Here is a 19,921-nt window from a genome sequence, read left to right on the forward strand (position 1 = left end):
GCGCCGAGCTCATGTCGTCCTGCAGAGACTTGGGAAGACCCAAGTCGACCCGAGTCGCTGGCGACGAATTGCGATTGATCGATGTGCACCGTCATCGGATGACCCGTCATCAGTTGCAGATTGACGGGTCAGCACTTCGCATCTAGCGCTCGCCCTGTATGTGCAAAAATTGGAACAGGGGTGTTCCGTAGATGGAACAGATCGAGGCGGCGCTCGGCGAGATGCCCGACTGGCAGAGCATCCGGGTCTTCCTCGAGCTGGAACGGTCCGGGAGCTTCCGGTCAGCGGCTGCCAAGCTCGGCCTCTCGGTCAACTCGGTGCGTCGGCGGATTGCCGATCTCGAAGCCCTGATCGGTGCGCCGCTGCTCACCCGCCATGTGGACGGGATCCGCCTGACAGCCGAGGGGCACGCGATCCTCGAGGCGGCGACCCGCATGGAAGCCGCGGCCTTCGGGCTGATGCGTGCGGGTGAGACGGCGCCCTTCTCGGAAGCCGGTGAGGTTCGGATCGCGGTGACCGAGGGGCTAGGCGCCTTCTGGCTCGCCCCGCGGCTGGTCGAGTTTCAGCGGGCGAACCCGCGCCTCACGGTCGATCTGCATTGCGCGATGGAATCCGCCGATGTCCTGCGGCTGGAGGCCGATCTCGCAATCCAGCTGACGCGGCCGACCAGTCCGGATCTGCGGATCGTGAAGCTCGGCCGCATCCACCTGCTTCCCTATGCGGGCCGCGACTACGAGGAGATCTACGGTCTCCCGGCCGCCCCGGAAGATCTGGCGCGCCACAGGATCGTGGTTCAGGCGAGCAGCCAGACGATCCGCCTGGAGGATTACAACCGGGACATCCCCGGTTTTCCCGACACGGTTCCGGTCGCCCTGAAGATCAACGTCAGCAGCGCGTATTACTGGGCGATCGCCAAAGGCGCGGGCATCGGCCTGCTGCCGACTTACGCGAGCGCGATCGGTGCGCGGGTCGTCCCGCTCGACAATCTCGGCCGGTACAGCCTCGACATCTGGTTGACCTACCATCCGGATGTGGAGCGCATCGAGCGGGTGCGCCGGACCATCGACTGGGTCCGCGCCGCCTTCGATCCCAAACGCTATCCCTGGTTCCAGGATGCGTTCATTCACCCTCGCGATCTGCCGGCCGCGATCAAGGGAGCGCCATTGCCCGACCTGTTCGCCGGGTTCACCGCCATGACACCGTGAACTGCGGCTTCCTGCGGCACCCTTGACCGCGCCGCGCGCATGATCCTTGCTCCGGCCGTCGCGACGACGAGGTTGCCCGTGCTGCTCACACCCCGCGAGAAGGACAAGCTGCTGATCGCCATGGCGGCGCAGGTGGCGCGCAACCGCCTGGCCCGCGGCGTGAAACTCAACCATCCGGAGGCGGTGGCGCTGATCACCGACTTCGTGGTCGAGGGCGCCCGTGACGGCCGCACCGTCGCCGAGCTGATGCAGGCGGGCGCCACCGTGCTGACCGCCGATCAGGTGATGGAGGGGGTGCCCGAGATGATTCACGACATCCAGGTCGAGGCCACCTTCCCGGACGGGACCAAGCTGGTGACGGTCCACCACCCGATCCGGGGCGCGGCCTCGTCGGACGTGCCCGGCACGGTGACGACGCTGCCCGGCGACATCGTGTTCAACGCCGGCGCCGAGCGCACGGTGATCGAGGTCGCCAACACCGGCGACCGGCCGATTCAGGTCGGCTCGCACTACCATTTCTTCGAGGTGAATCCGGGCCTCGTCTTCGCCCGCGAGCAGGCCCGCGGCAAGCGGCTCGACATCGCGCCGGGCACCGCCGTCCGCTTCGAGCCGGGCTCGACCCGGGAGGTCGCGCTGGTGCCGCTCTCGGGTGGGCGCACCGTCTACGGCTTCCGCGGCGACGTGATGGGCAAGCTGTGAGCCTGCCATTTGGCGCTACAGGCCGTCATTGCTTGCGGTCATCCAGTCCTTCTCCTTACATGAAGGCGTTGAAGTAAGGTCGTCGGCATGAAGTCCGTGGAAGCCACCCTGACGTCGAAAGGGCAGGTGACGGTGCCTGCCCCATTGCGGAAGGCACTCGGCCTTAAGGCAGGCGACAAGCTTGTCTTCAAGCAGGATGCGAAGGGACGCTACTTCGTCGAGCCGCGAACAGAAGCGCTTGCGGACCTTCGCGGGAGCGTCGGACGCGCTGTATGCGATCCGATTACGCCGGTCGATAGCGCACGCATCGCGCGCTGGATCGAGGAGAGCCGCGGCGCCCGCTGGAGCGGGACGAGGGACGCTAGCGAGGATGGCGAGGCGTGATTGGCCTCGACACCAATGTTCTGCTGTGGTGGCTCGTCGACGAAACGGTCTGGCCTGACGATGCTCCTGATCAGACGGCCAAAGCAGCCGAAATCCTGAGCCGCCGCGATGCTCGGTTCTTCGTGAACGCAGTCGTGCTGGCGGAAACGGTCTGGATCCGCTCCCGGCCGCTGCGTCAGCAGAAGGCGGCACTTGCCTCCCTCGTCCAGCGACTTCTCGATAGCGCAAACATCGTCATCGATCATCGCGAAGCCGCCGAGGCCGCTCTTGCCACCTGGATCAACGGCCGAGGCGGCTTTGCCGATCATCTGATTGGAGAGATCAACCGGTCCGCCGGCTGCAGCACGACGCTGACCTTCGATCGGAAAGCCGAGCCAGCCGACGCCTTTACACACCTGCGACGGGAAAGCTGACCATGGCCAACACCCCGAAGCCCGCCAGCCTTCCCCGCGCCGCCTATGCCGACATGTTCGGCCCCACGGTCGGCGACCGCATCCGGCTCGCCGATACCAGCCTGGAGATCACGGTCGAGCGCGATTTCACCACCTACGGTGAGGAGGTGAAGTTCGGCGGCGGCAAGGTCATCCGCGACGGCATGGGCCAGAGCCAGGTGACGAATGCCGATGGCGCCGTCGACACGGTCATCACAAACGCCGTCGTGCTCGACCATTGGGGCGTCGTGAAATGCGATGTCGGGATCGTGCGCGGCCGGATCTTCCGGCTCGGCAAGGCCGGCAACCCGGACGTGCAGCCGGGCGTCGACATCGTGGTCGGCCCCGGTACCGAGGTCATCGCCGGCGAAGGCAAGATCCTGACCGCCGGGGGCTTCGACAGCCACATCCACTTCATCTGCCCGCAGCAGATCGAGGAGGCCCTGTGCTCCGGCGTCACCACGATGCTCGGCGGGGGCACGGGGCCGGCGCACGGCACCTTCGCCACCACCTGCACCCCCGGTCCCTGGCACATCGCCCGGATGATCGAGGCCGCCGACGCCTTCCCGATGAATCTCGCCTTCGCCGGCAAGGGCAATGCCGCCCGGCCGGAAAGCCTCATCGAGATGGTCCGGGCCGGCGCCTGCGCGCTGAAGCTCCACGAGGATTGGGGGACGACGCCGGCCGCGATCGATACCTGCCTGTCGGTCGCCGATGCCCATGACATCCAGGTCATGATCCACACCGACACGCTCAACGAATCGGGCTTCGTCGAGGACACGATCGCGGCGTTCAAGGGCCGGACCATCCACGCCTTCCACACGGAGGGCGCCGGCGGGGGGCATGCGCCCGACATCATCAAGGTCGCCGGGCTGCCGAACGTGCTGCCCTCCTCCACCAACCCGACGCGGCCCTACACGCGCAACACCATCGACGAGCATCTCGACATGCTGATGGTGTGCCACCACCTCGACCCATCGATCCCCGAGGATCTCGCCTTCGCGGAGAGCCGGATCCGCCGCGAGACCATCGCGGCCGAGGACATCCTGCACGATCTCGGCGCGCTCTCGATGATGTCGTCGGACAGCCAGGCGATGGGCCGGGTCGGCGAGGTCATCATCCGGACGTGGCAGACCGCCGACAAGATGAAGCGCCAGCGCGGCGCCCTCCCCGGCGACGCCTCGGGCACCGACAACCTGCGCGCGCGGCGCTACGTGGCGAAATACACGATCAATCCCGCCATCGCGCACGGGATTTCGAAGCATGTCGGGTCCGTGGAGCCGGGCAAGCTCGCCGATCTCGTCCTCTGGACGCCGGCCTTCTTCGGCGTGAAGCCGGATCTCGTCCTGAAGGGGGGGAGCATCGCGGCCGCGCCCATGGGCGACCCGAACGCCTCGATCCCGACGCCGCAGCCGGTCCATTACCGCCCGATGTTCGGCGCCTTCGGCCGCGCGCCCTTCGCCACGGCCCTCACCTTCGTGTCCGGGGCCGCCGTGGCGGACGGCTTACGGGAGCGCCTGGGCGTCCAGAAGGAACTGGTCGCGGTGGAGAACGTCCGGGGCGGCATCTCCAAGAAGAGCATGGTGCTGAACGACGCCACACCGGTGATCGAGGTCGATCCGGAGACCTACGACGTCCGCGCCGACGGCGAATTGCTGGTCTGCGAACCCGCCGAGGTGCTGCCGATGGCGCAGCGCTACTTCCTATTCTGAGGTAGGATCCGGCGACGTGACAGGAGGCCCGGTATGACCAAGGCCGCACTCAAGCCGAAGCAGGTCGAGAGCGCCTACCAGACGGATCTCTGCGCCTGGGCAGAGGAGCAGGCGCAACTGCTGCGTGAAAGGCGCTTCGATGAACTCGATGTGACGAACCTGATCGACGAGGTCTTGAGCGTGGGGGGGAGCGAACGGCAGCAGATCGAGAGCCGGCTCGATATCTTGATCGGTCACCTGCTGAAATGGATGTACCAGCCGGGCAACCGCAACAGCCATTGGGTCGGCACGATCCTTGAACAGCGCAAGAGGATCGCGCGGGTGATCAAGGGAAGCCCGAGCCTCAAGCGCTACCCGGCCGTGGTCTTCGAGGAATGCTATCTCGCCGGTCGCCTGCTCGCCGCGAAGGAGACCGGAATCGATCTGATGCTTTTCCCGGAACAACCGCCCTTCTCGCTCGAACAGGCGCTGGATCCGGATTACATGCCGCGTGAACCGAGTTCCCTGGCGTGATGATCCGCGCCACCCGCATCCTCCGCCACGATACGCTCTCGGGCGGCGAGATCGTTGATCGCGTCGTGCTCGACCACGGCGACCGCCATCGGCGGCGGGTCGCCATGCGGGGCATCGGCGGCCTCGGCTTCCTGCTCGACCTGCCCGAACCCGCCGTACTGGAGGACGGTGACGCCCTGGTTCTCGATGACGGCCGCCTCGTCTGGGTCGAGGCGGCGGCGGAACGGCTGCTGGAGATCCGGGCGCCGAACGATCATGCCCTCAAGCGCCTCATCTGGCATATCGGGAACCGGCACATCCCGGCCGAGATCGGAACGGACGCCATCTGGATCGCCGAAGATCATGTCCTCGCCGCCATGGTCAGAGGCCTCGGCGGCACCGCGATAGAGGTGGAACGGCCGTTCAAGCCGGAAGGGGGTGCCTATGCGGGCGGGCACGATCATGCCCAAACCCATGCTCATGCCCATCACCACCATCCGCATGCCGCCGGCTGAGATCCCCGACGCGCTCCGGCTGATGGCGTGGCTGTCGCCCGGCTATCCGGTCGGCGCCTATGCGTATTCGCATGGCCTGGAATGGGCTGTCGAAGCCGGCGACATCCGCGACGAGACGAGCCTCCTGGACTGGCTCGGCGACGTCTGCACAAACGGCTCGTTGCGCAACGACCTGATCCTGGCCCAGCACGCCCATCGGGCCGCGCAGGCAGGGGACGGCGATACGCTGGCCGAGCTGAACGATCTCGCCCTGGCTCTGGCCCCATCGCGCGAGTTGCATCTGGAGACGAGCCAGCAGGGCCGCAGCTTCCTGGACGCGACCCTCGGCGCATGGCCCTGCGCGCCGCTCTCCGCTCTGGCTCCTCATCTGCCCGGTCCGGTGGCCTATCCCGTGGCGGTCGGCGCCTCGGCCGGAGCGCACGGCCTGGCGCCCGGGCCGACGCTCGCGGCCTACGGGCTCGCCTTCGTGCAGAACCTCGTCTCGGCGGCGCTGCGGGCGGCTCCGGTCGGCCAAGCTGCGGGCACGCGGATCATCGCCGCCCTCGCCCCACGCCTCACGAGGCTGGCCGTCGAGGCCCAGCATGCGGATCTGGATGCCCTGGGCGCGGCGACGTTCCGCCTCGATCTCGGCTCGTTCCGCCACGAAACCCAGTATTCCCGCATCTTCCGATCCTGAAGGCGCAGCATGACCGCATCGAATGGCCCACTCCGCGTCGGGATCGGCGGCCCCGTCGGATCCGGCAAGACTGCGCTGATGGAGCAGCTCTGCAAGCGGTTCCGCGACCGCTACGAGATCTGCGCGATCACCAACGACATCTACACCAAGGAGGACGCGCGGATCCTGACCGTGGCCGGCGCTCTTCCGGAGGAGCGCATCCTGGGCGTCGAGACCGGGGGCTGTCCGCACACCGCCATCCGCGAGGATGCCTCGATCAACCTCGCGGCCGTGGCCGAGATGAGCCGGCGCTTCCCGAAGCTCGATCTGGTCCTGATCGAATCCGGCGGCGACAACCTCGCCGCGACCTTCTCGCCGGAACTCGCCGACATCACCCTGTACGTGATCGACGTGGCCGGCGGCGAGAAGATCCCGCGCAAGGGCGGCCCGGGCATCACGCGTTCGGACCTGCTGATCGTCAACAAGACCGACCTCGCGCCGCTCGTCGGGGCGGACCTGTCGGTGATGGAGGCCGATACGCAGAGGATGCGTGGACCGCGGCCTTACGTGTTCGCGTCCCTGCGCGAAGGGGCCGGCGCCGACACCGTGGCGCGGTTCATCGAAGAGGCCGGCGGCCTCGAAGCCAGCCGCTAACGGCCGGCCTCGGCGGAGCGCGAGCGGACAGGCGTGGTGCTCGGCACACCCATCAGAGCATCAAGCCGGCTCATCCGGGCGTTGAATCCGCGCAAAGCGATCTCGCGAGTCTTGCTGGCGGCGTTGGGCACGGGTTTGGCCGGCGGGCGGCCCGGTCGGGCTTCAGCGACCGGCGCTGCGAGCAGGGCAGCCAGGGAAAGCAAGGTCAGCGTGCGGATCATGGACGGGATACCTCGCGAATTGCGGAGTTATCGACGAACCACCGATTCATAGGATCTGCCGAAGCGTGCGCGTGTGCGTCAGCGCACGACTCGGTGATCGACGCTGCGCCTCGGCCATGATTGACAGGCCGGCAAGACTGATCCACGCCAAAGTATAGGTGGCTTTTGGATCGTACCGCGCATGCGAAATCTGCGGTGGCTCGCCGTCCTGCCGTTCATCGGAATCCTGATCGGTCCTTTCTTTCTGAATCGGGTCGAGCCGTTCATCCTCGGGCTGCCGCTGCTCCTCGCTTGGCTGGTGTTCTGCGTCCTCGGGACCTCGGCGGTGATGGCGCTGATCTACTGGACGGATCCTGAAAATCGCGCGTCCGGGGATCCGCGATGAGCATCGCCCTCATCATCGTCGCGGCCGGCTTCGCGCTGGCGATCGGCCTCGGCCTCTATGCGCGGCTCGGCCGCGAGATGGGGCTGGAGCAATGGACTGTCGGAGGCCGCGGCTTCGGCACGGCCCTGGTATTCCTGCTGATGGCCGGCGAGATCTACACGACCTTCACGTTCCTCGGCGGGTCCGGCATCGCCTACGGGAAGGGCGGCCCGGCCTACTACATCCTCTGCTATCTAACCCTGGCCTACGTGACCTCGTACTGGTTGCTGCCGCCGGTCTGGCGCTACGCCAAGCAGAACCGCCTCTACACGCAGCCGGATTTCTTCGCGCGGAAGTACGACAGTCCGGCGCTCGGCATGCTGGTGGCAGCTGTGGGGATCGTCGCGCTCGTTCCCTACCTCGTGCTACAGCTCAAGGGCCTCGGAATCATCGTCTCGACGGCGTCCTATGGGGCGATACCGGCGACGATGGCGATCTGGATCGGCGCTGCGGCGCTCACCGCCTACGTGGTGGTCTCTGGGGTGCACGGATCGGCCTGGACGGCGGTCGTCAAAGACACCAGCATCCTCCTCGTGGTGCTGTTCCTCGGGATCTACCTGCCCCTGCACTTTTACGGCAGCTATGGCGGCCTGTTCCGGGCGATCGAGGCGGCCAAACCCGGCTTCCTGGCGCTGCCCGAAAGCGGCCAGAGCCCGGTCTGGTTCTCCACCACGGTCCTGCTCACGGCGCTTGGCGGATACATGTGGCCGCACACCTTCGCGTCGCTCTACACGGCGCGCGAACCCGGCGCCTTCCGGCGCAACGCCGTGATCCTGCCGCTCTACCAACTGATCAACCTGTTCGTGTTCATGATCGGCTTCACCGCGGTGCTGCAGGTCCCGGGGCTGACGGGGCCGGACGTCGACCTGTCGCTGTTCAAGCTGTCGCTGGCGAGCTTCCCGCCCTGGGTCATCGGTCTGATCGGCGCCACCGGCGTGCTCACCGCCCTCGTCCCCGGGTCTATGATCCTGATCGCGGGCGCGACGCTCGTGGCCAACAACCTCGTCCGGCCCCTTCGGCCGGCCATGGACGACGCTGCGACCGCGCGGCTGTGCAAGATCCTCGTGCCGATCCTGGCATTGGTCTGCGTCGGGTTCACGCTCCAAGGCGGGGACACGATCGTCCAGCTGCTGCTCATGGGCTACAACTTCGTCACCCAGCTCTTCCCGTGCTTCATCGCGAGCCTGATGCGCCGCAATCCGCTCAGCCGGCCCGCGGCGGCGGCGGGGATCGTGGCGGGCGTGGCCACCGTGGCGGTGACGGTGCTCGCCGGCTTCAGCCTGTCGAAGCTTCCGTTCCTCGGCCCGCTTCAGGACGTGAATGTCGGCGTCGCAGCCCTGGCGGTGAATCTGGTGGTCACGGCCGTGTTCGCCTTCGTGACACGCACCGGCGAGGAAGCCCGCACGCAGGCGGCCTGATACGTCTCGCGTGCGAACCGCCTCGTGTCGTCAGGGCGCTCCGCGGCGGCCGGTCAGCCAGGAGGCGACCAGCACGGCCACGCTCACCAGCCCGATCAGCAAGGTCGAGGCGGCGTTGATCTCGGGATTCACGCCCAGCCGGACGCGGCTGTAGAGGCGCATCGGCAGCGTCGTCGAGCCCGGCCCCGAAACGAAGCTGGCGATGACCAGATCGTCGAGCGACAGCGTGAAGGCGAGAAGCATTCCGGCCGCCAAAGCCGGTGCGAGCAGCGGCAGGGTGATGGTCGTCAGCACCCGCATCGGCGATGCGCCGAGGTCGGCCGCGGCTTCCTCAAGGGATTGATCGAGGCCGCGCAGGCGCGCCGCCACCATCACGGCGACGAACCCCGTGCAGAAGGTCGCGTGCGCGATCACGATGGTGAGCAGGCTGCGGTCGAGCCCGATGCCGATGAACATCAGCAGGAGCGAGAGGCCGATCATCACCTCCGGCATCACGATCGGCCCGAGGACGAGGCCGGTGAAGAGCGCCCTTCCCCGGAAGCGGCGCTGCCGCTCCAGCACGAGCGCCGCCAGGGTCCCGAGGATCGTGGCGATCAGGCTCGCCGGAACGGCGACCTTCAGCGAGACCCAGGCCGAGGCGAGAAGGGGCGCGTCGGCGAACAAGGCCGCGTACCATTGGGTCGAGAACCCGCCCCAGACCGTCACCAGCGGCGAGGCGTTGAACGAATAGCCGATCAGAACCAAGATCGGCGCGTAGAGGAAGGCGAGCCCGGCCACGAGGGCGGTGCGCGTCACCCAGGTCACGGTTCCTGTCCCTCCCCCTCGCCCGCCTGCAGAGCGTCGCGGAACAGGACGACCGGGATGACGACGATGGCGAGGATCAGCACCGCGACCGCGGAGGCCAGCGGCCAGTCGCGGTTCGAGAAGAACTCGCTCCACAGGACCCGGCCGAGCATCAGGGTTTCGGAGCTTCCGAGCAGGTCCGGGATGATGAATTCGCCGACCATGGGGATGAAGCACAGGGCGGCCCCGGCCACGATGCCGGGCAGGCTGAGCGGCAGCGTCACGCTCCAGAACACCCGCGTCGGCGAGGCGCCGAGATCCGCGGCGGCGTCCCGCAGGGTGGGATCGAGGCGGTTCATCACCGCGTAGAGCGGCAGCACCATGAAGGGCAGGTATGCGTAGACGAGGCCGATGATCACCGCGGCGTCGGTGTTGAGGAGGGTCAGCGGCGCACCGATCAGCCCGAGCCGGAGCAGCACGAGGTTGAGGAGCCCCTCCGGCTTCAGGATCGCGATCCAGGCGTAGACCCGGATCAGGAAGCTCGTCCAGAACGGGACGACCACGAGCGCCACGAGGACCGGCTGCCAACGCGACGGCGCCCGCGCCAGCGCGTAGGCCAGCGGCGTGCCGGCGGCGACGAGGATGACGCTGGCGAGCGCCGCGTAACCCAGGGAGCCGAGGGCGGCGTCGCGGTAGAACGGATCGGCGTAGAGGGTGGCGTAATTGTCGAGGTTGAGCGCTTCGAGAAAGCTCGACCAGCCATCGAGGCCGCCGCGCCAGTCGAGCACCGGCAGGTAGGGCGGTATCGCGGTCGCCGGCTCCGACAGGCTGATCTTCAGCGTGATCGCGAAGGGCAGGAGGAAAAACGCCGCCAGCCATAGGAAGGGCGGCAGACGGAGCAGGCGGTGCGGCGTTCCGGTCATGCCGGAAGGATCGCCGCTGCCTCGGCCGCGAAGCCGGCATGCGCCTCCGAACCCGGTGGTCCATCGCCGTCGGTCGGGCGGCCGCTCGCGCGCAGGATCGAGCCGTCCGGCAACCGGAGAGTCCGGCGCACGCGGTCGCCGAGGAACGTCGTCTCCGTGACGGTAGCCGGCAGCCCCGCCGTGCCGAGCACGAGATCCTCCGGGCGCACCGCCACGATCACCGCCGCACCCTCGGGCATCGCCGAGGTCAGGATCCCCCGAACCGGACCGTGCGCGGTCTCGACCGAGCGGCCCTCACCCGCCTCGTCCGGGCCGAGGCGCCCCGGGATCAGGTTCACATCCCCGAGCAGCCCCGCCACGTACCGGTTGGCCGGCCGCCTGTAGAGCTCGGCCGGCGGCCCGATCTGGACCAACCGCCCGGCCTCCATCACGCCGATCCGGTCGGCGAGCATCATCGCCTCTTCCGGATCGTGGGTCACGACCACGAAGGCGGTACCCAGGCGGCGCTGCACGGCGCGCAGCTCGCCCTGCGTCTCCTCGCGCAGGCCCCTGTCGAGGGCGCCGAGGGGTTCGTCGAGGAGCAGGAGCTTCGGCTCCCGGGCGAGCGCCCGGGCCAGGGCCACGCGCTGCCGCTGTCCGCCCGAGAGCGTCTCGGGACGGCGGTCGCCGAATGCGTCGAGACGCACGAGCCGCAGCAGCTCCGCCACCCGCGCGGAGATCGCCGCCTTGCCCATCCCCTTGAGGCCGTAGCCGATATTCCGCGCCACGCTCATGTGCGGGAACAGCGCGTAGGACTGGAACATCATGTTCACCGGGCGCCGATGCGGCGGCAATTCGGTGAGATCCTGCCCGCCCAACCGGATGCGGCCGGCGGTCGGTCGTTCGAATCCCGCGATCAGACGCAGCAGGGTGCTCTTGCCGCAGCCTGACGGGCCGAGCAGGCAGAAGAACTCGCCGGGTTCCAGCGCGAGCGTGACCGCATCGACCGCCCGGTACGTCCCGAAGCTCTTGGTCAGGCCCTCCAGGATCAGGCGCGGCGGCGTGCCCGACAAGGGATCAGGAATCCTCGCGCAACGCCTCGGCGACGCGCGCTTCGAGAAGATCCGGGCGGCGCAGCACCAGGGCGCCGCGGGTGCGGTCGACCAGCCCCTCGGCCGCCATGGCGGTGAATTCCCGGGTGACCTGCTCGCGGCGGCAGCCGATCCGCGCCGCGAGCACGTGATGGTAGGGCGGCGGCGAGACCACCCGCTCGCCCGAGGCACCCGTCCGCGGCACCGAGAGACGCAGCAGCTCGGCGTACAGACGATGCTTCAGATCGAGCAGCGCGTGCTCCATCAGCCGGGTATTCAGCTCGCGCACGCGCTTGGCCAGCAGGCGGAAAAGACGGTCGGCGATCGCCTCCGAGGCGAACACCATCTGCCGGAACACCGAAGCCGGCACCACGCAGACCTCGCCCCGGGTGAGCGCCGTGACATTCGCGGAGCGGCCGATGCCGTCGATCGCGGCGAGCTCCCCGAAGAACGCGCCGCCGCGCATTTCGCCGAGAATCACCTCCTTGCCGGACTGGGTGCGGTTCAGGATGCGCACCTCACCGGAGGCGATGAAGTAGACGTCGGTGGAGATGTCGTCGAAGTCGACCAGCACCTCGTTCTCGTCGAACCGGCGCCAATGGCAGCGGGATTCGTAGGCGCTGAGCTCGATGCCCGGATCCTTGAAGAAGGGAATCGTCCCCAGCCGCGCCATCCGTACGGTTCCCTCAACGCCAGTCTGGCCTTCATCCCTGCCCAAACGGGTGCCGGCCACAGCTTTGGGGACGGGGGCAGCCCGGACACCGCCGCAACGGCGTTCCGACCATCGGGCCAACGCGATCGTGACCGTCGCGGGCGGGCCGGTCAAGCCAACCCTGCGTGAACACGAGTTTATTAGCGTGGATCAAGCTATCTGGGCTACACGCCGAGTCCGCCGCAGCGGGCGGTTCCGATGCACCACGCCTTGTCGATCACACGTCCCAACCCCGATGCGGCCCCGTCGGCCCCGAAGCTCCAGGGCCGCCGGCTCCAGGCCACGTTGACGCTGCCGTTCGAACGGTCAGGCCGCAGCCTTCATTCCGGCCGATACGCCACGGTCCGCGTCTGCCCGGCCCCGGCGGATCACGGCATCGTCTTCCGCCGGCGGTTGGCGGATGGCCGCGTCATCGACGTACCGGCCCTCTGGCGATACCGGGAATCGCAGCCTCTCTCCTCCGCGCTCCGGCACGAGGGCATTCTCGTCCGGACCATCGAGCATCTGATGGCGTCTTTGAGCGCCCTCCAGATCGACAATGCGCTGGCCGAGATCGACGCTGACGAGTTGCCGATCTTCGACGGCAGCGCCATTCCCTGGTGCGAGGCGATCCGCGCTGCCGGGCGGAGCGAGCAGCCACAAAGCTGCCGGTTCATGCGGGTGCTCCGCGCGGTCTCGGTCACAAGCGGGCGCCGGCATATCCGGATCGAACCCGGTACCGGTCTCCACGTCACGGGGCATATCGAGTTGGCGCATTTCGGGTCGGTCGACTGGTCCGGCGCCATCACGCCCGAGACATTCGAGCACGACATCGCACCGTCGCGCAGCTTCGGCCGCTACGTGCGCGCCATGGCGGGGCGGACCTTCGGCTACGTCACGGGCAGGGATTTTCTGCAGGGCGTCTCGACCCGCTCGGCGGCGCTTCTCGTGCGCGATCGCGTGCTCGGCGGCATGCGCGTCCCGGGCGAGCCGGTCCGCCACCGTATGCTCGACCTCGTGGGCGACCTTGCCCTGACTGGCCATCCGGTCGAGGGACGGGTCACCGCCTGCCATACCGGGCATGAATTGAATCACGCCCTCGTCGCGGCGCTGATGCGCGACCAGGCAGCCTGGGAGCTTGTTTGAGACCCGGGCCGGCGGTCAGGCCGAGGCGCGCTGCGGCACGTCGCAAGCACCGGCGACCGCCGCGAAGGCCCGAACGAGGTCGCCGTCGAGCTTGGGACCCATGGACTTCAGGATCGCATAGGCTTCCCCGGCCGACTTTGCCGCCTTGTAGGGCCGCGCCTCGATCAGCGCCGCGAAGATGTCCGAGATCGTGATCAACCGCACGAGATCGGGGATTTCCTTGTCGCGCAAGCCGTCCGGATAGCCCGAACCGTCGAGGTATTCGTGATGCGATCGGACGACCGCCAGGGTCAGGGGATCGTAGTTCTCGTTCACCAGCATGGCGTGGCCGATGGCCGGGTGGCGGTCCATCTCCCGCCGCTCCTCGGGTGTCAGCGGTGCCGGCTTGTTCAGGATGGCGCGCGGGATCTTCGCCTTCCCGATGTCATGGAGCAGCGCGCCTTTGACGAGATATCGTGAATCGGCCTCATTGAGCCCGAGGGTCCGCGCGAATTCGGCGGCCAAACCGGCGACGCTCAAGCAGTGGCGATGCGTGTTGTCGTCGAAATTCGCGACCACGGCCAGCCAGTCGCGGACCTTGGTCTCGCGGATCGCCTGATTGACCAGCGCGGCGCCCGACTCGACGGTCGCCACATTGGGGGGTCCGTCGGCGCGGAAGATGGAGGCGAAGACGTCCCGGGCCGCCGTCGCCTGATCGTGCAGGCCGCCGCGCGTCGGTGTCCGTGCGACGCCGCCATCCGTCAGGCCGGCGACGGTATTCAGGAGCAGGGCATTCGCCGCCGAGGCCGGAAGCGCCCGCGTCGCGCCGAGGGCGGTCGCCTGAAGCTCGCCGCGGCCGAAATTGCCGTGGATGAGCATCAGGAAAGGGGTTTCGGGCCCACGCGCAAGGGTCAATGCGTGACGGAGGCGACGCACGGATTCCGAGGTCAGCGCACTGACATCGCTGATGATCAGACCGGCGCCCGCAGGCGGCGCGTCATCGCCGTAGAGGTCGTGCAGCAACGCGCGCTTATCGGCACCAAGATTCCGCGCCAAACGTTGGCCACGGCTCATGTCGTCGGTGAGAATCAGAGTCAGATGCAAGACTCGACTCCTTCCAATCCCGCGCCAAGTCCAGCTTCGTCAGATTTCTGCGGGACAATCCACAGGACATAACGACGCCTTGCTCTGCAGGCTTGTCCGCTGTCGTACATCGGATGGGCGTTGCACAGTCAAATCGGCTCCAGGGGTGAATTTGCTTCGGGAAGAATGCGAATTCGTTAATGCGTTGCCCCGCGATGCAGCCTGCGGTTGCGGCGTCAGCAATCGGACGGTTCCGGGCGTCGGAAATCGCTCGGACTACCGGCGGCGCTTGCCTCTCCGCTTTCGGACGGCCAGAACGCCGCCATGCTGCGCGTCAACGACCTCACTTACCGCATCGGCGACCGCCTGATTCTCGACTCGGCGAGCTTCACCATCCCGGAGGGCGCGCGTGTCGGCCTCGTCGGGCGGAACGGCGCCGGCAAGACCACGCTGTTCAAGGCCATCCTCGGTGACCTGCCGGTGGACGCGAAGGCGGTCTCGTTGCCCAAGGGGATGCGGATTGGCGCCGTCGCGCAGGAAGCCCCGGCCGGCCCGGAGACGCTGCACGCCGTCGTGCTCGCGGCCGACACCGAGCGCGCCCGGCTGATGGCGGAGGCCGAGACCGCCGACGGTCTGCGCCGCGCCGAGATCGAGACGCGGCTGGTCGATATCGGCGCCCACTCGGCGCCGGCCCGCGCCGCCGCGATTCTGCACGGCCTCGGCTTCGACGCCGCCGCGCAGGCGCGTCCCTGCTCGGACTTCTCCGGCGGCTGGCGCATGCGGGTGGCGCTCGCCGCCGTGCTGTTCTCCGAGCCCGACCTGCTCCTCCTCGACGAGCCGACCAACTACCTCGACATCGAGGGCACGCTCTGGCTCTACGATTACCTCGAACGCTACCCGCGGACCGCGATCATCATCAGTCACGATCGCGACCTGCTCGACACATCCGTCGACCACATCCTGCATCTCGACCGGGGTAAGCTGACGATCTATCGCGGCGGCTACACCAGCTTCGCCAAGCAGCTCTCCGAGAAGCGGATTCTTCAGGCCAAGGCGAAGGCCAAGCAGGACGCCGAGCGGGCGCATCTGCAGAGCTTCATCGACCGGTTCAAGGCCAAGGCCACCAAGGCGCGCCAGGCGCAGTCGCGGATGAAGCGCCTCGCCAAGATGGAGCCGATCGCCGCGCTCCTCGAGGACGACGTGCCGGTGATCCATCTGCCGAGCCCCGAGAAGCCGCTGTCGCCGCCGATCGTCGCGATGGAACGGGTGAAGGCCGGCTACGGTGACCGGATCGTGCTCACGGGCCTCGATCTCAGCCTCGCGCCGGACGACCGCGTGGCTCTGCTCGGCGCCAACGGCAACGGCAAATCGACCTTCTGCAAGCTGATCGGCGGCCGGCTCGGACCGCTCGCCGGCGAGGTGAAGCGCTCGTCCAAGATGGAGGTCGCGTATTTCGCCCAGCACCAGCTCGACGAGCTGCGCCCGTCCGAGAGCGCCTACGCCCATGTCCGGACCCTGATGCCGGACGTGCCCGAAGCCAAGGTGCGCGCGGCCACCGCCCGCCTCGGCTTCGGCGCCAACAAGGCCGACACGCCCGTGGAAAAACTCTCGGGCGGCGAGAAGGCGCGGCTGCTGATGGGGCTCGCAGCCTTCCACGGGCCGCATCTCCTGATCCTCGACGAGCCGACCAACCACCTCGATATCGAGAGCCGGCAGGCGCTGGTCGAGGCGATCAACGACTACGAGGGCGCCGTCATCCTGGTCTCGCACGACCGTTTCCTCGTCGAGGCCTGCGCCGACCGGCTGTGGCTGGTGGCGGACGGCACGGTGAAGACGTTCGACGGCGACATGGACGATTACCGGCGGCTCGTCCTGTCCGGCCCGGACCGCGAGGCTGGGCGCGAAGCGGAGCCGGCCGGCGGCCAGAAGGCCGAGGCGCGCCGGGCCGGGGTCGAGCGTCGCGCCTCGCTCGCGCCCCTGCGCAAGCGTCTGGAAGCGATCGAGGCGCGCATGGCGAAGCTCACCGCCGCCATCCAGAAGATCGACGCCGCCCTGGAGGATGGCTCCGCCTTCCGGGAGAACGCCGCCAAGGCCGGCGAGATCGCCAAGATGCGCGCGGACGCGGCCAGCGCGCTGGCCGCAGCCGAGGAAGAGTGGCTCGACGTGAGCACCGAGATCGAGGCAGCCTGAAAACCCCTACAGGCAGGCTTCGAGCGCCCGCCCGAGGATGTCGACCCCGAGGTCGATCTCGTCATCCGTGGCGGTGAGCGGCGGCGCGATGCGGAACACGCCCCCCATGCCGGGCAACTGGACGATGTTCATGCTGAGGCCGAAATCCAGGCATCGGCGGGTGATCGCGTCTCCGAGTTCCGGTGCCGGAACTTTCGTGGCTCGGTCGGCCACGATCTCGACGCCGCGGAGCAGGCCGCGGCCGCGCACGTCGCCGATGCAGGGGAAGCGCTGCTGCAGCGCGTGAAGCCGCGCTGCGAGCCGCGCGCCGGCGGTTTCGGCCCGGGCGACCAATCCGTCCCGCTCCACGATCTCCAGCACCTTCAGGCCGACCGCCGCCGGGAGCGGATCCGAGACATGCGTGGTGTAGAAGAGGAAGCCGCGCGCATGACACAGGTCCTCGATCTCCGGGGTGGTCAGGACGGCGGCGAGCGGCAGGCCGGCCCCCAGGGTCTTCGAGAGCGTCAGGATATCGGGCACGACGCCGTCGCGCTCGCAGGCGAACATCAGGCCGGTGCGGCCGATCCCCGTCTGCGCCTCGTCGAGGATCAGCAGCATGCCGCGCTCGACGCACTTCCCCTTCAGGGCGGCAAGGTAGCCCGGCGGCAATTCGATGATGCCGCCGGAACTCAGGATCGGCTCCGCGAGGAACGCCGCGAGATTGCCGGTCGATTGCCGATCGATCAGCGCGAAGGCGTAATCCAGCTCGGTCTGCCAGTCTAAAGCGCCGTCCTTCGCGAAGGCGGGCCGGTAGGCGTTCGGCGCCGGGATCGCGAAGGAGCCGGTCGGGGCCGGTCCGTAGCCTTTTCGGCCGGCACTGTAGGTCGCCGAGGCCGCACCTGCGGTCATCCCGTGCCAGGACTGGGCGAAGCTCACCACCTCCCAGCCCCCCGTGGCGAGCTTGGCCATGCGGAGCGCCGCCTCGTTGGCCTCCGCCCCGGTGGTGAGCAGCAACACGCGTTCGAGTGCGCCGGGCGCCAGCCGGGCGAGTTCCGTAGCGAGGTCGACCACGGGCCGCGTCAGCATCCCGCTGAACAGATGGTCGAGCCGGCCGACATGGTCCGCCACCACCGCGGCGATCTCGCGATGGCCGTGGCCGAGGATCGCGCTCATCTGCCCGGAGGTGAAGTCGAGGATTTTTCGTCCGTCCGCGTCGTAGACGAAGCTGCCCTCCGCGCGCTCGATGATCAACGGTGCGAACGTGCCGCCGTAGCGGATCAGGTGCCGGTGCGCCCGCATCCAGAAATCGGGATCATCATTTCGCATCATGGTCGCTCCTGCGCGCTGGGCGCCATGATAAGACCGTCCTCGCCCTCACAGCAGCTTATAGTTCTGAAGGGAGGCTTCAGGGACGCTGATGGTACGCAGCCTCGACATCGACCTGCTGCGCAGCTTCGCGAGCGTCGCGGAGACAGGTGCGCTCAGCCGCGCAGCGGGCCGGATCGGCCGCAGCCAAGCCGCGCTCAGCATGCAGATGAAGCGGCTGGAGGATCTGGTCGGGCAGCCACTTCTGACGCGGACGGGCCGTGGCGTCGTGTTGACCGTGCCCGGTGAGCGCCTGCTGATCCATGCCCGGCGCATCCTGTCCGCGCACGACGACGCCCTGGCGGAACTCTCCGGCGGGAGCCTCAGCGGCAGTCTGCGGTTCGGCTGTCCGGACGATTACGCGCAGGCTTTTCTGCCGGCCCTGCTGCGCGGCTTCGCTCAGCATCATCCGGCGGCGGCGATCGAGGTGATCTGCGCATCGACGCCGCGTCTTCAGGCGCAACTCGATCGCGGTGGCCTCGACCTCGCCCTCGTCTCGGTGCCACTTGCGACCGAGCGCCCGCTCCTGCGGCGCGAGGATCTCGTCTGGGTGGTGCCGCGCGACAAAGCCTCACTCTGGGCTGTTCCCATCCCCCTGGCCCTGGGCGATCCAGATACGCTCGATCATCGCGCTGCCCTCGCCGCCCTCGACCGCGCCGGTCACAGCTACCGGATCGCCTATGCCAGCGGCAGTCTGTCCGGTCTGCTCGCCGTGGTCCGATCCGGCCAAGCAATTGCCGTTCTGACCCGCTCCGCCGTTCCGGCAGACTTGCGGATCCTGACGTCCACCAGAGGGTTACCGCCGCTCCCGCGGATCGGCATCACCCTCCGGATCGCGGAGCGCCACGCCTCGCCCTTGGCGCGCGCTTTCGCCAGACATGTCGAAGCAGTCCTGCCCGATGTGTAGATCAGCGCGGATCAGGGCTCACCGCTCTCCTCCGGATCGTGGAGGGGGACACTCGGATTGTCCTCCGCCATTTTTTCGATCTGGTCCGGCCAGAACAGCAGGATGTCTTCGTTGTCGACCGGAATCCAATTGATGTTTGTGTGAGGATGAGCCTCGCTGAAGGTTTTGTAATTATCCGTGTTGCAGAGCAGGTGGATATCCTTCGGCACCAGCGTTGTACCCGCAGCCGTCAGGGCCTTTCGCTTCTCCGGCCTGATGTTCGTGTCCGCGAGCGTGAGGCCGCGGTACTTTCGGTTCGGGATGTCGGGGAACGCCGCGCTCCAAGCCGCCATGACGCGCGGCGTGTCGTATTGGACGATCGTATCGGTCCCCACCTTGCGGGTGGGGATGTGGTCCAGCCGAACATCCTCGTTCCAGTTGCGATTCGCGGCGCTGGCCGCCTTCACCGGTTCCGGTGAAACGACAGGGGCGGTCGCCAGGGCGGTCACCGCCTCCGCGACGTGGGCGGCGTGAACGTACCGCGTGTCGAAGTCCGCAGCGTTGACCGCTTGCGTCTTCAGGTCAGCCAGCGACAGCACGGCGTCGGCCGCGCCGGGTGCCAATGTGTAGCGCGACCGGGGATCGAGCGCGGTCGGCTCGACCGGCACCACGGCTTTCGACTTTGCCAATTCTGGCGCATCAGCATGCGGAGACTTCTGCGCGGCTGCTGCGACCGCGGCCATCGAAGGTACGTAATCCAAGTCCCATTCTCCCGCCCGCAGAGTCGATCAGAAGCCTGCAACCTCCCCGTTCGACGTTGTGGCGTTGCTTGTTATGAGCTCAAAGACCAGTCTTAAGAGCCTCTCACAAAACTCCCGCTGCGCTGTCGCGGCCAGAGGGAAATATCCGGTGCTCGGGAGTTTTGTGAGGAGCTCTTAAGGGGCACAAGAACAATTTTGCCTTGCACCCGGGATCTGCCGCGCGTATGCGCGGCGCAATATCGACTCCGGTGCGTG

Annotated in this window: 22 protein-coding genes; 14 read left to right on the forward strand and 8 right to left on the reverse strand. The window is 67.9% G+C overall.

The window, feature by feature from the left end; all coding sequences use genetic code 11:
• Positions 1–191 precede the first annotated feature (191 nt).
• The 9 genes from FVE89_RS12580 to ureG all read left to right on the forward strand — a co-directional run bounded on the left by FVE89_RS12580 (position 192) and on the right by ureG (position 6,747).
• Positions 192–1,205, forward strand: coding sequence for a LysR family transcriptional regulator (locus FVE89_RS12580; protein WP_160534280.1), 1,014 nt, complete (start codon positions 192–194; stop codon positions 1,203–1,205).
• 78 nt (positions 1,206–1,283) lie between these two features.
• Complete coding sequence (locus tag FVE89_RS12585; RefSeq protein WP_160534281.1) at positions 1,284–1,904, forward strand: urease subunit gamma; 621 nt, start codon at positions 1,284–1,286, stop codon at positions 1,902–1,904.
• An 87-nt stretch (positions 1,905–1,991) separates the two neighbouring features.
• Complete coding sequence (locus FVE89_RS12590; RefSeq protein WP_160534282.1) at positions 1,992–2,288, forward strand: type II toxin-antitoxin system PrlF family antitoxin; 297 nt, start codon at positions 1,992–1,994, stop codon at positions 2,286–2,288.
• A complete protein-coding gene (locus FVE89_RS12595; protein WP_160534283.1) occupies positions 2,285–2,701 on the forward strand; it encodes a PIN domain-containing protein in 417 nt (138 codons plus the stop codon). Before FVE89_RS12590 ends, FVE89_RS12595 begins: the two co-directional genes overlap by 4 nt.
• A 2-nt stretch (positions 2,702–2,703) precedes the next feature.
• A complete protein-coding gene (gene ureC / locus FVE89_RS12600) occupies positions 2,704–4,431 on the forward strand; it encodes an urease subunit alpha (protein ID WP_160534284.1) in 1,728 nt (575 codons plus the stop codon).
• A gap of 33 nt (positions 4,432–4,464) precedes the next feature.
• Positions 4,465–4,944 carry a DUF29 domain-containing protein gene (locus FVE89_RS12605; protein ID WP_160534285.1) on the forward strand — a complete coding sequence of 160 codons (480 nt, stop codon included), beginning with the start codon at positions 4,465–4,467 and terminating at the stop codon, positions 4,942–4,944.
• Positions 4,944–5,438, forward strand: coding sequence for an urease accessory protein UreE (locus FVE89_RS12610; protein ID WP_160534286.1), 495 nt, complete (start codon positions 4,944–4,946; stop codon positions 5,436–5,438). The genes FVE89_RS12605 and FVE89_RS12610 overlap by 1 nt, the downstream gene beginning before the upstream one ends.
• Positions 5,404–6,114, forward strand: coding sequence for an urease accessory protein UreF (locus FVE89_RS12615; RefSeq protein WP_246730647.1), 711 nt, complete (start codon positions 5,404–5,406; stop codon positions 6,112–6,114). The genes FVE89_RS12610 and FVE89_RS12615 overlap by 35 nt, the downstream gene beginning before the upstream one ends.
• 9 nt (positions 6,115–6,123) lie before the next feature.
• Positions 6,124–6,747, forward strand: a complete 624-nt coding sequence (ureG, locus tag FVE89_RS12620) for an urease accessory protein UreG (RefSeq protein ID WP_160534287.1) — start codon at positions 6,124–6,126, stop codon at positions 6,745–6,747.
• Here the strand turns inward: ureG and FVE89_RS12625 are convergent.
• Positions 6,744–6,968 (reverse strand): hypothetical protein, encoded by a 225-nt coding sequence (locus FVE89_RS12625; protein WP_160534288.1) that lies wholly within the window; start codon positions 6,966–6,968, stop codon positions 6,744–6,746. The two genes, ureG and FVE89_RS12625, sit on opposite strands and share 4 nt — an antisense overlap.
• Positions 6,969–7,149: 181 nt before the next feature.
• Between FVE89_RS12625 and FVE89_RS12630 the strand changes: the two genes are divergently transcribed.
• Both FVE89_RS12630 and FVE89_RS12635 read left to right on the forward strand, forming a co-directional pair.
• The gene (locus FVE89_RS12630; RefSeq protein WP_160534289.1) at positions 7,150–7,353 is read left to right on the forward strand and encodes a DUF3311 domain-containing protein; all 204 of its coding nucleotides are present in this window, start codon (positions 7,150–7,152) and stop codon (positions 7,351–7,353) included.
• Positions 7,350–8,810, forward strand: coding sequence for a sodium:solute symporter (locus FVE89_RS12635; protein ID WP_160534290.1), 1,461 nt, complete (start codon positions 7,350–7,352; stop codon positions 8,808–8,810). Before FVE89_RS12630 ends, FVE89_RS12635 begins: the two co-directional genes overlap by 4 nt.
• Before the next feature lie 30 nt (positions 8,811–8,840).
• On the opposite strand, the gene FVE89_RS12640 is transcribed toward FVE89_RS12635, so the two are convergent.
• From FVE89_RS12640 to FVE89_RS12655, 4 genes are read right to left on the reverse strand one after another with little or no spacing between them, the layout of a single operon-like run.
• A complete protein-coding gene (locus tag FVE89_RS12640) occupies positions 8,841–9,614 on the reverse strand; it encodes an ABC transporter permease subunit (protein ID WP_160534291.1) in 774 nt (257 codons plus the stop codon).
• The gene (locus FVE89_RS12645) at positions 9,611–10,516 is read right to left on the reverse strand and encodes an ABC transporter permease subunit (RefSeq protein WP_160534292.1); all 906 of its coding nucleotides are present in this window, start codon (positions 10,514–10,516) and stop codon (positions 9,611–9,613) included. The genes FVE89_RS12640 and FVE89_RS12645 overlap by 4 nt, the downstream gene beginning before the upstream one ends.
• Positions 10,513–11,568, reverse strand: coding sequence for an ABC transporter ATP-binding protein (locus FVE89_RS12650; protein WP_160534293.1), 1,056 nt, complete (start codon positions 11,566–11,568; stop codon positions 10,513–10,515). Before FVE89_RS12650 ends, FVE89_RS12645 begins: the two co-directional genes overlap by 4 nt.
• 4 nt (positions 11,569–11,572) lie before the next feature.
• On the reverse strand, positions 11,573–12,259 hold the full coding sequence (locus FVE89_RS12655) for a Crp/Fnr family transcriptional regulator (protein ID WP_160534294.1): 687 nt from the start codon (positions 12,257–12,259) through the stop codon (positions 11,573–11,575).
• A gap of 255 nt (positions 12,260–12,514) precedes the next feature.
• Between FVE89_RS12655 and FVE89_RS12660 the strand changes: the two genes are divergently transcribed.
• On the forward strand, positions 12,515–13,423 hold the full coding sequence (locus tag FVE89_RS12660) for a UDP-3-O-acyl-N-acetylglucosamine deacetylase (RefSeq protein ID WP_342390083.1): 909 nt from the start codon (positions 12,515–12,517) through the stop codon (positions 13,421–13,423).
• Positions 13,424–13,438: 15 nt separating this feature from the next.
• Here the strand turns inward: FVE89_RS12660 and FVE89_RS12665 are convergent, their stop codons facing one another.
• Positions 13,439–14,281: an HD-GYP domain-containing protein gene (locus tag FVE89_RS12665; RefSeq protein WP_246730651.1), complete on the reverse strand. Its 843-nt coding sequence runs from the start codon at positions 14,279–14,281 to the stop codon at positions 13,439–13,441.
• Between the two features lie 528 nt (positions 14,282–14,809).
• Between FVE89_RS12665 and FVE89_RS12670 the strand changes: the two genes are divergently transcribed.
• Positions 14,810–16,675 (forward strand): ABC-F family ATP-binding cassette domain-containing protein, encoded by a 1,866-nt coding sequence (locus FVE89_RS12670; protein WP_160534297.1) that lies wholly within the window; start codon positions 14,810–14,812, stop codon positions 16,673–16,675.
• 6 nt (positions 16,676–16,681) lie between these two features.
• Here the strand turns inward: FVE89_RS12670 and FVE89_RS12675 are convergent, their stop codons facing one another.
• Positions 16,682–17,983, reverse strand: coding sequence for an aspartate aminotransferase family protein (locus FVE89_RS12675; protein ID WP_160534298.1), 1,302 nt, complete (start codon positions 17,981–17,983; stop codon positions 16,682–16,684).
• An 88-nt stretch (positions 17,984–18,071) separates the two neighbouring features.
• On the opposite strand from FVE89_RS12675, the gene FVE89_RS12680 reads away from it, so the two are divergent.
• The gene (locus tag FVE89_RS12680) at positions 18,072–18,926 is read left to right on the forward strand and encodes a LysR substrate-binding domain-containing protein (protein ID WP_160534299.1); all 855 of its coding nucleotides are present in this window, start codon (positions 18,072–18,074) and stop codon (positions 18,924–18,926) included.
• Positions 18,927–18,937: 11 nt separating this feature from the next.
• Here the strand turns inward: FVE89_RS12680 and FVE89_RS12685 are convergent, their stop codons facing one another.
• Positions 18,938–19,666: a hypothetical protein gene (locus FVE89_RS12685; protein WP_246730658.1), complete on the reverse strand. Its 729-nt coding sequence runs from the start codon at positions 19,664–19,666 to the stop codon at positions 18,938–18,940.
• Between the last annotated feature and the right edge of the window lie 255 nt (positions 19,667–19,921).

This window comes from Methylobacterium sp. 2A (genome assembly GCF_009806555.1).
Classification (GTDB): domain Bacteria; phylum Pseudomonadota; class Alphaproteobacteria; order Rhizobiales; family Beijerinckiaceae; genus Methylobacterium.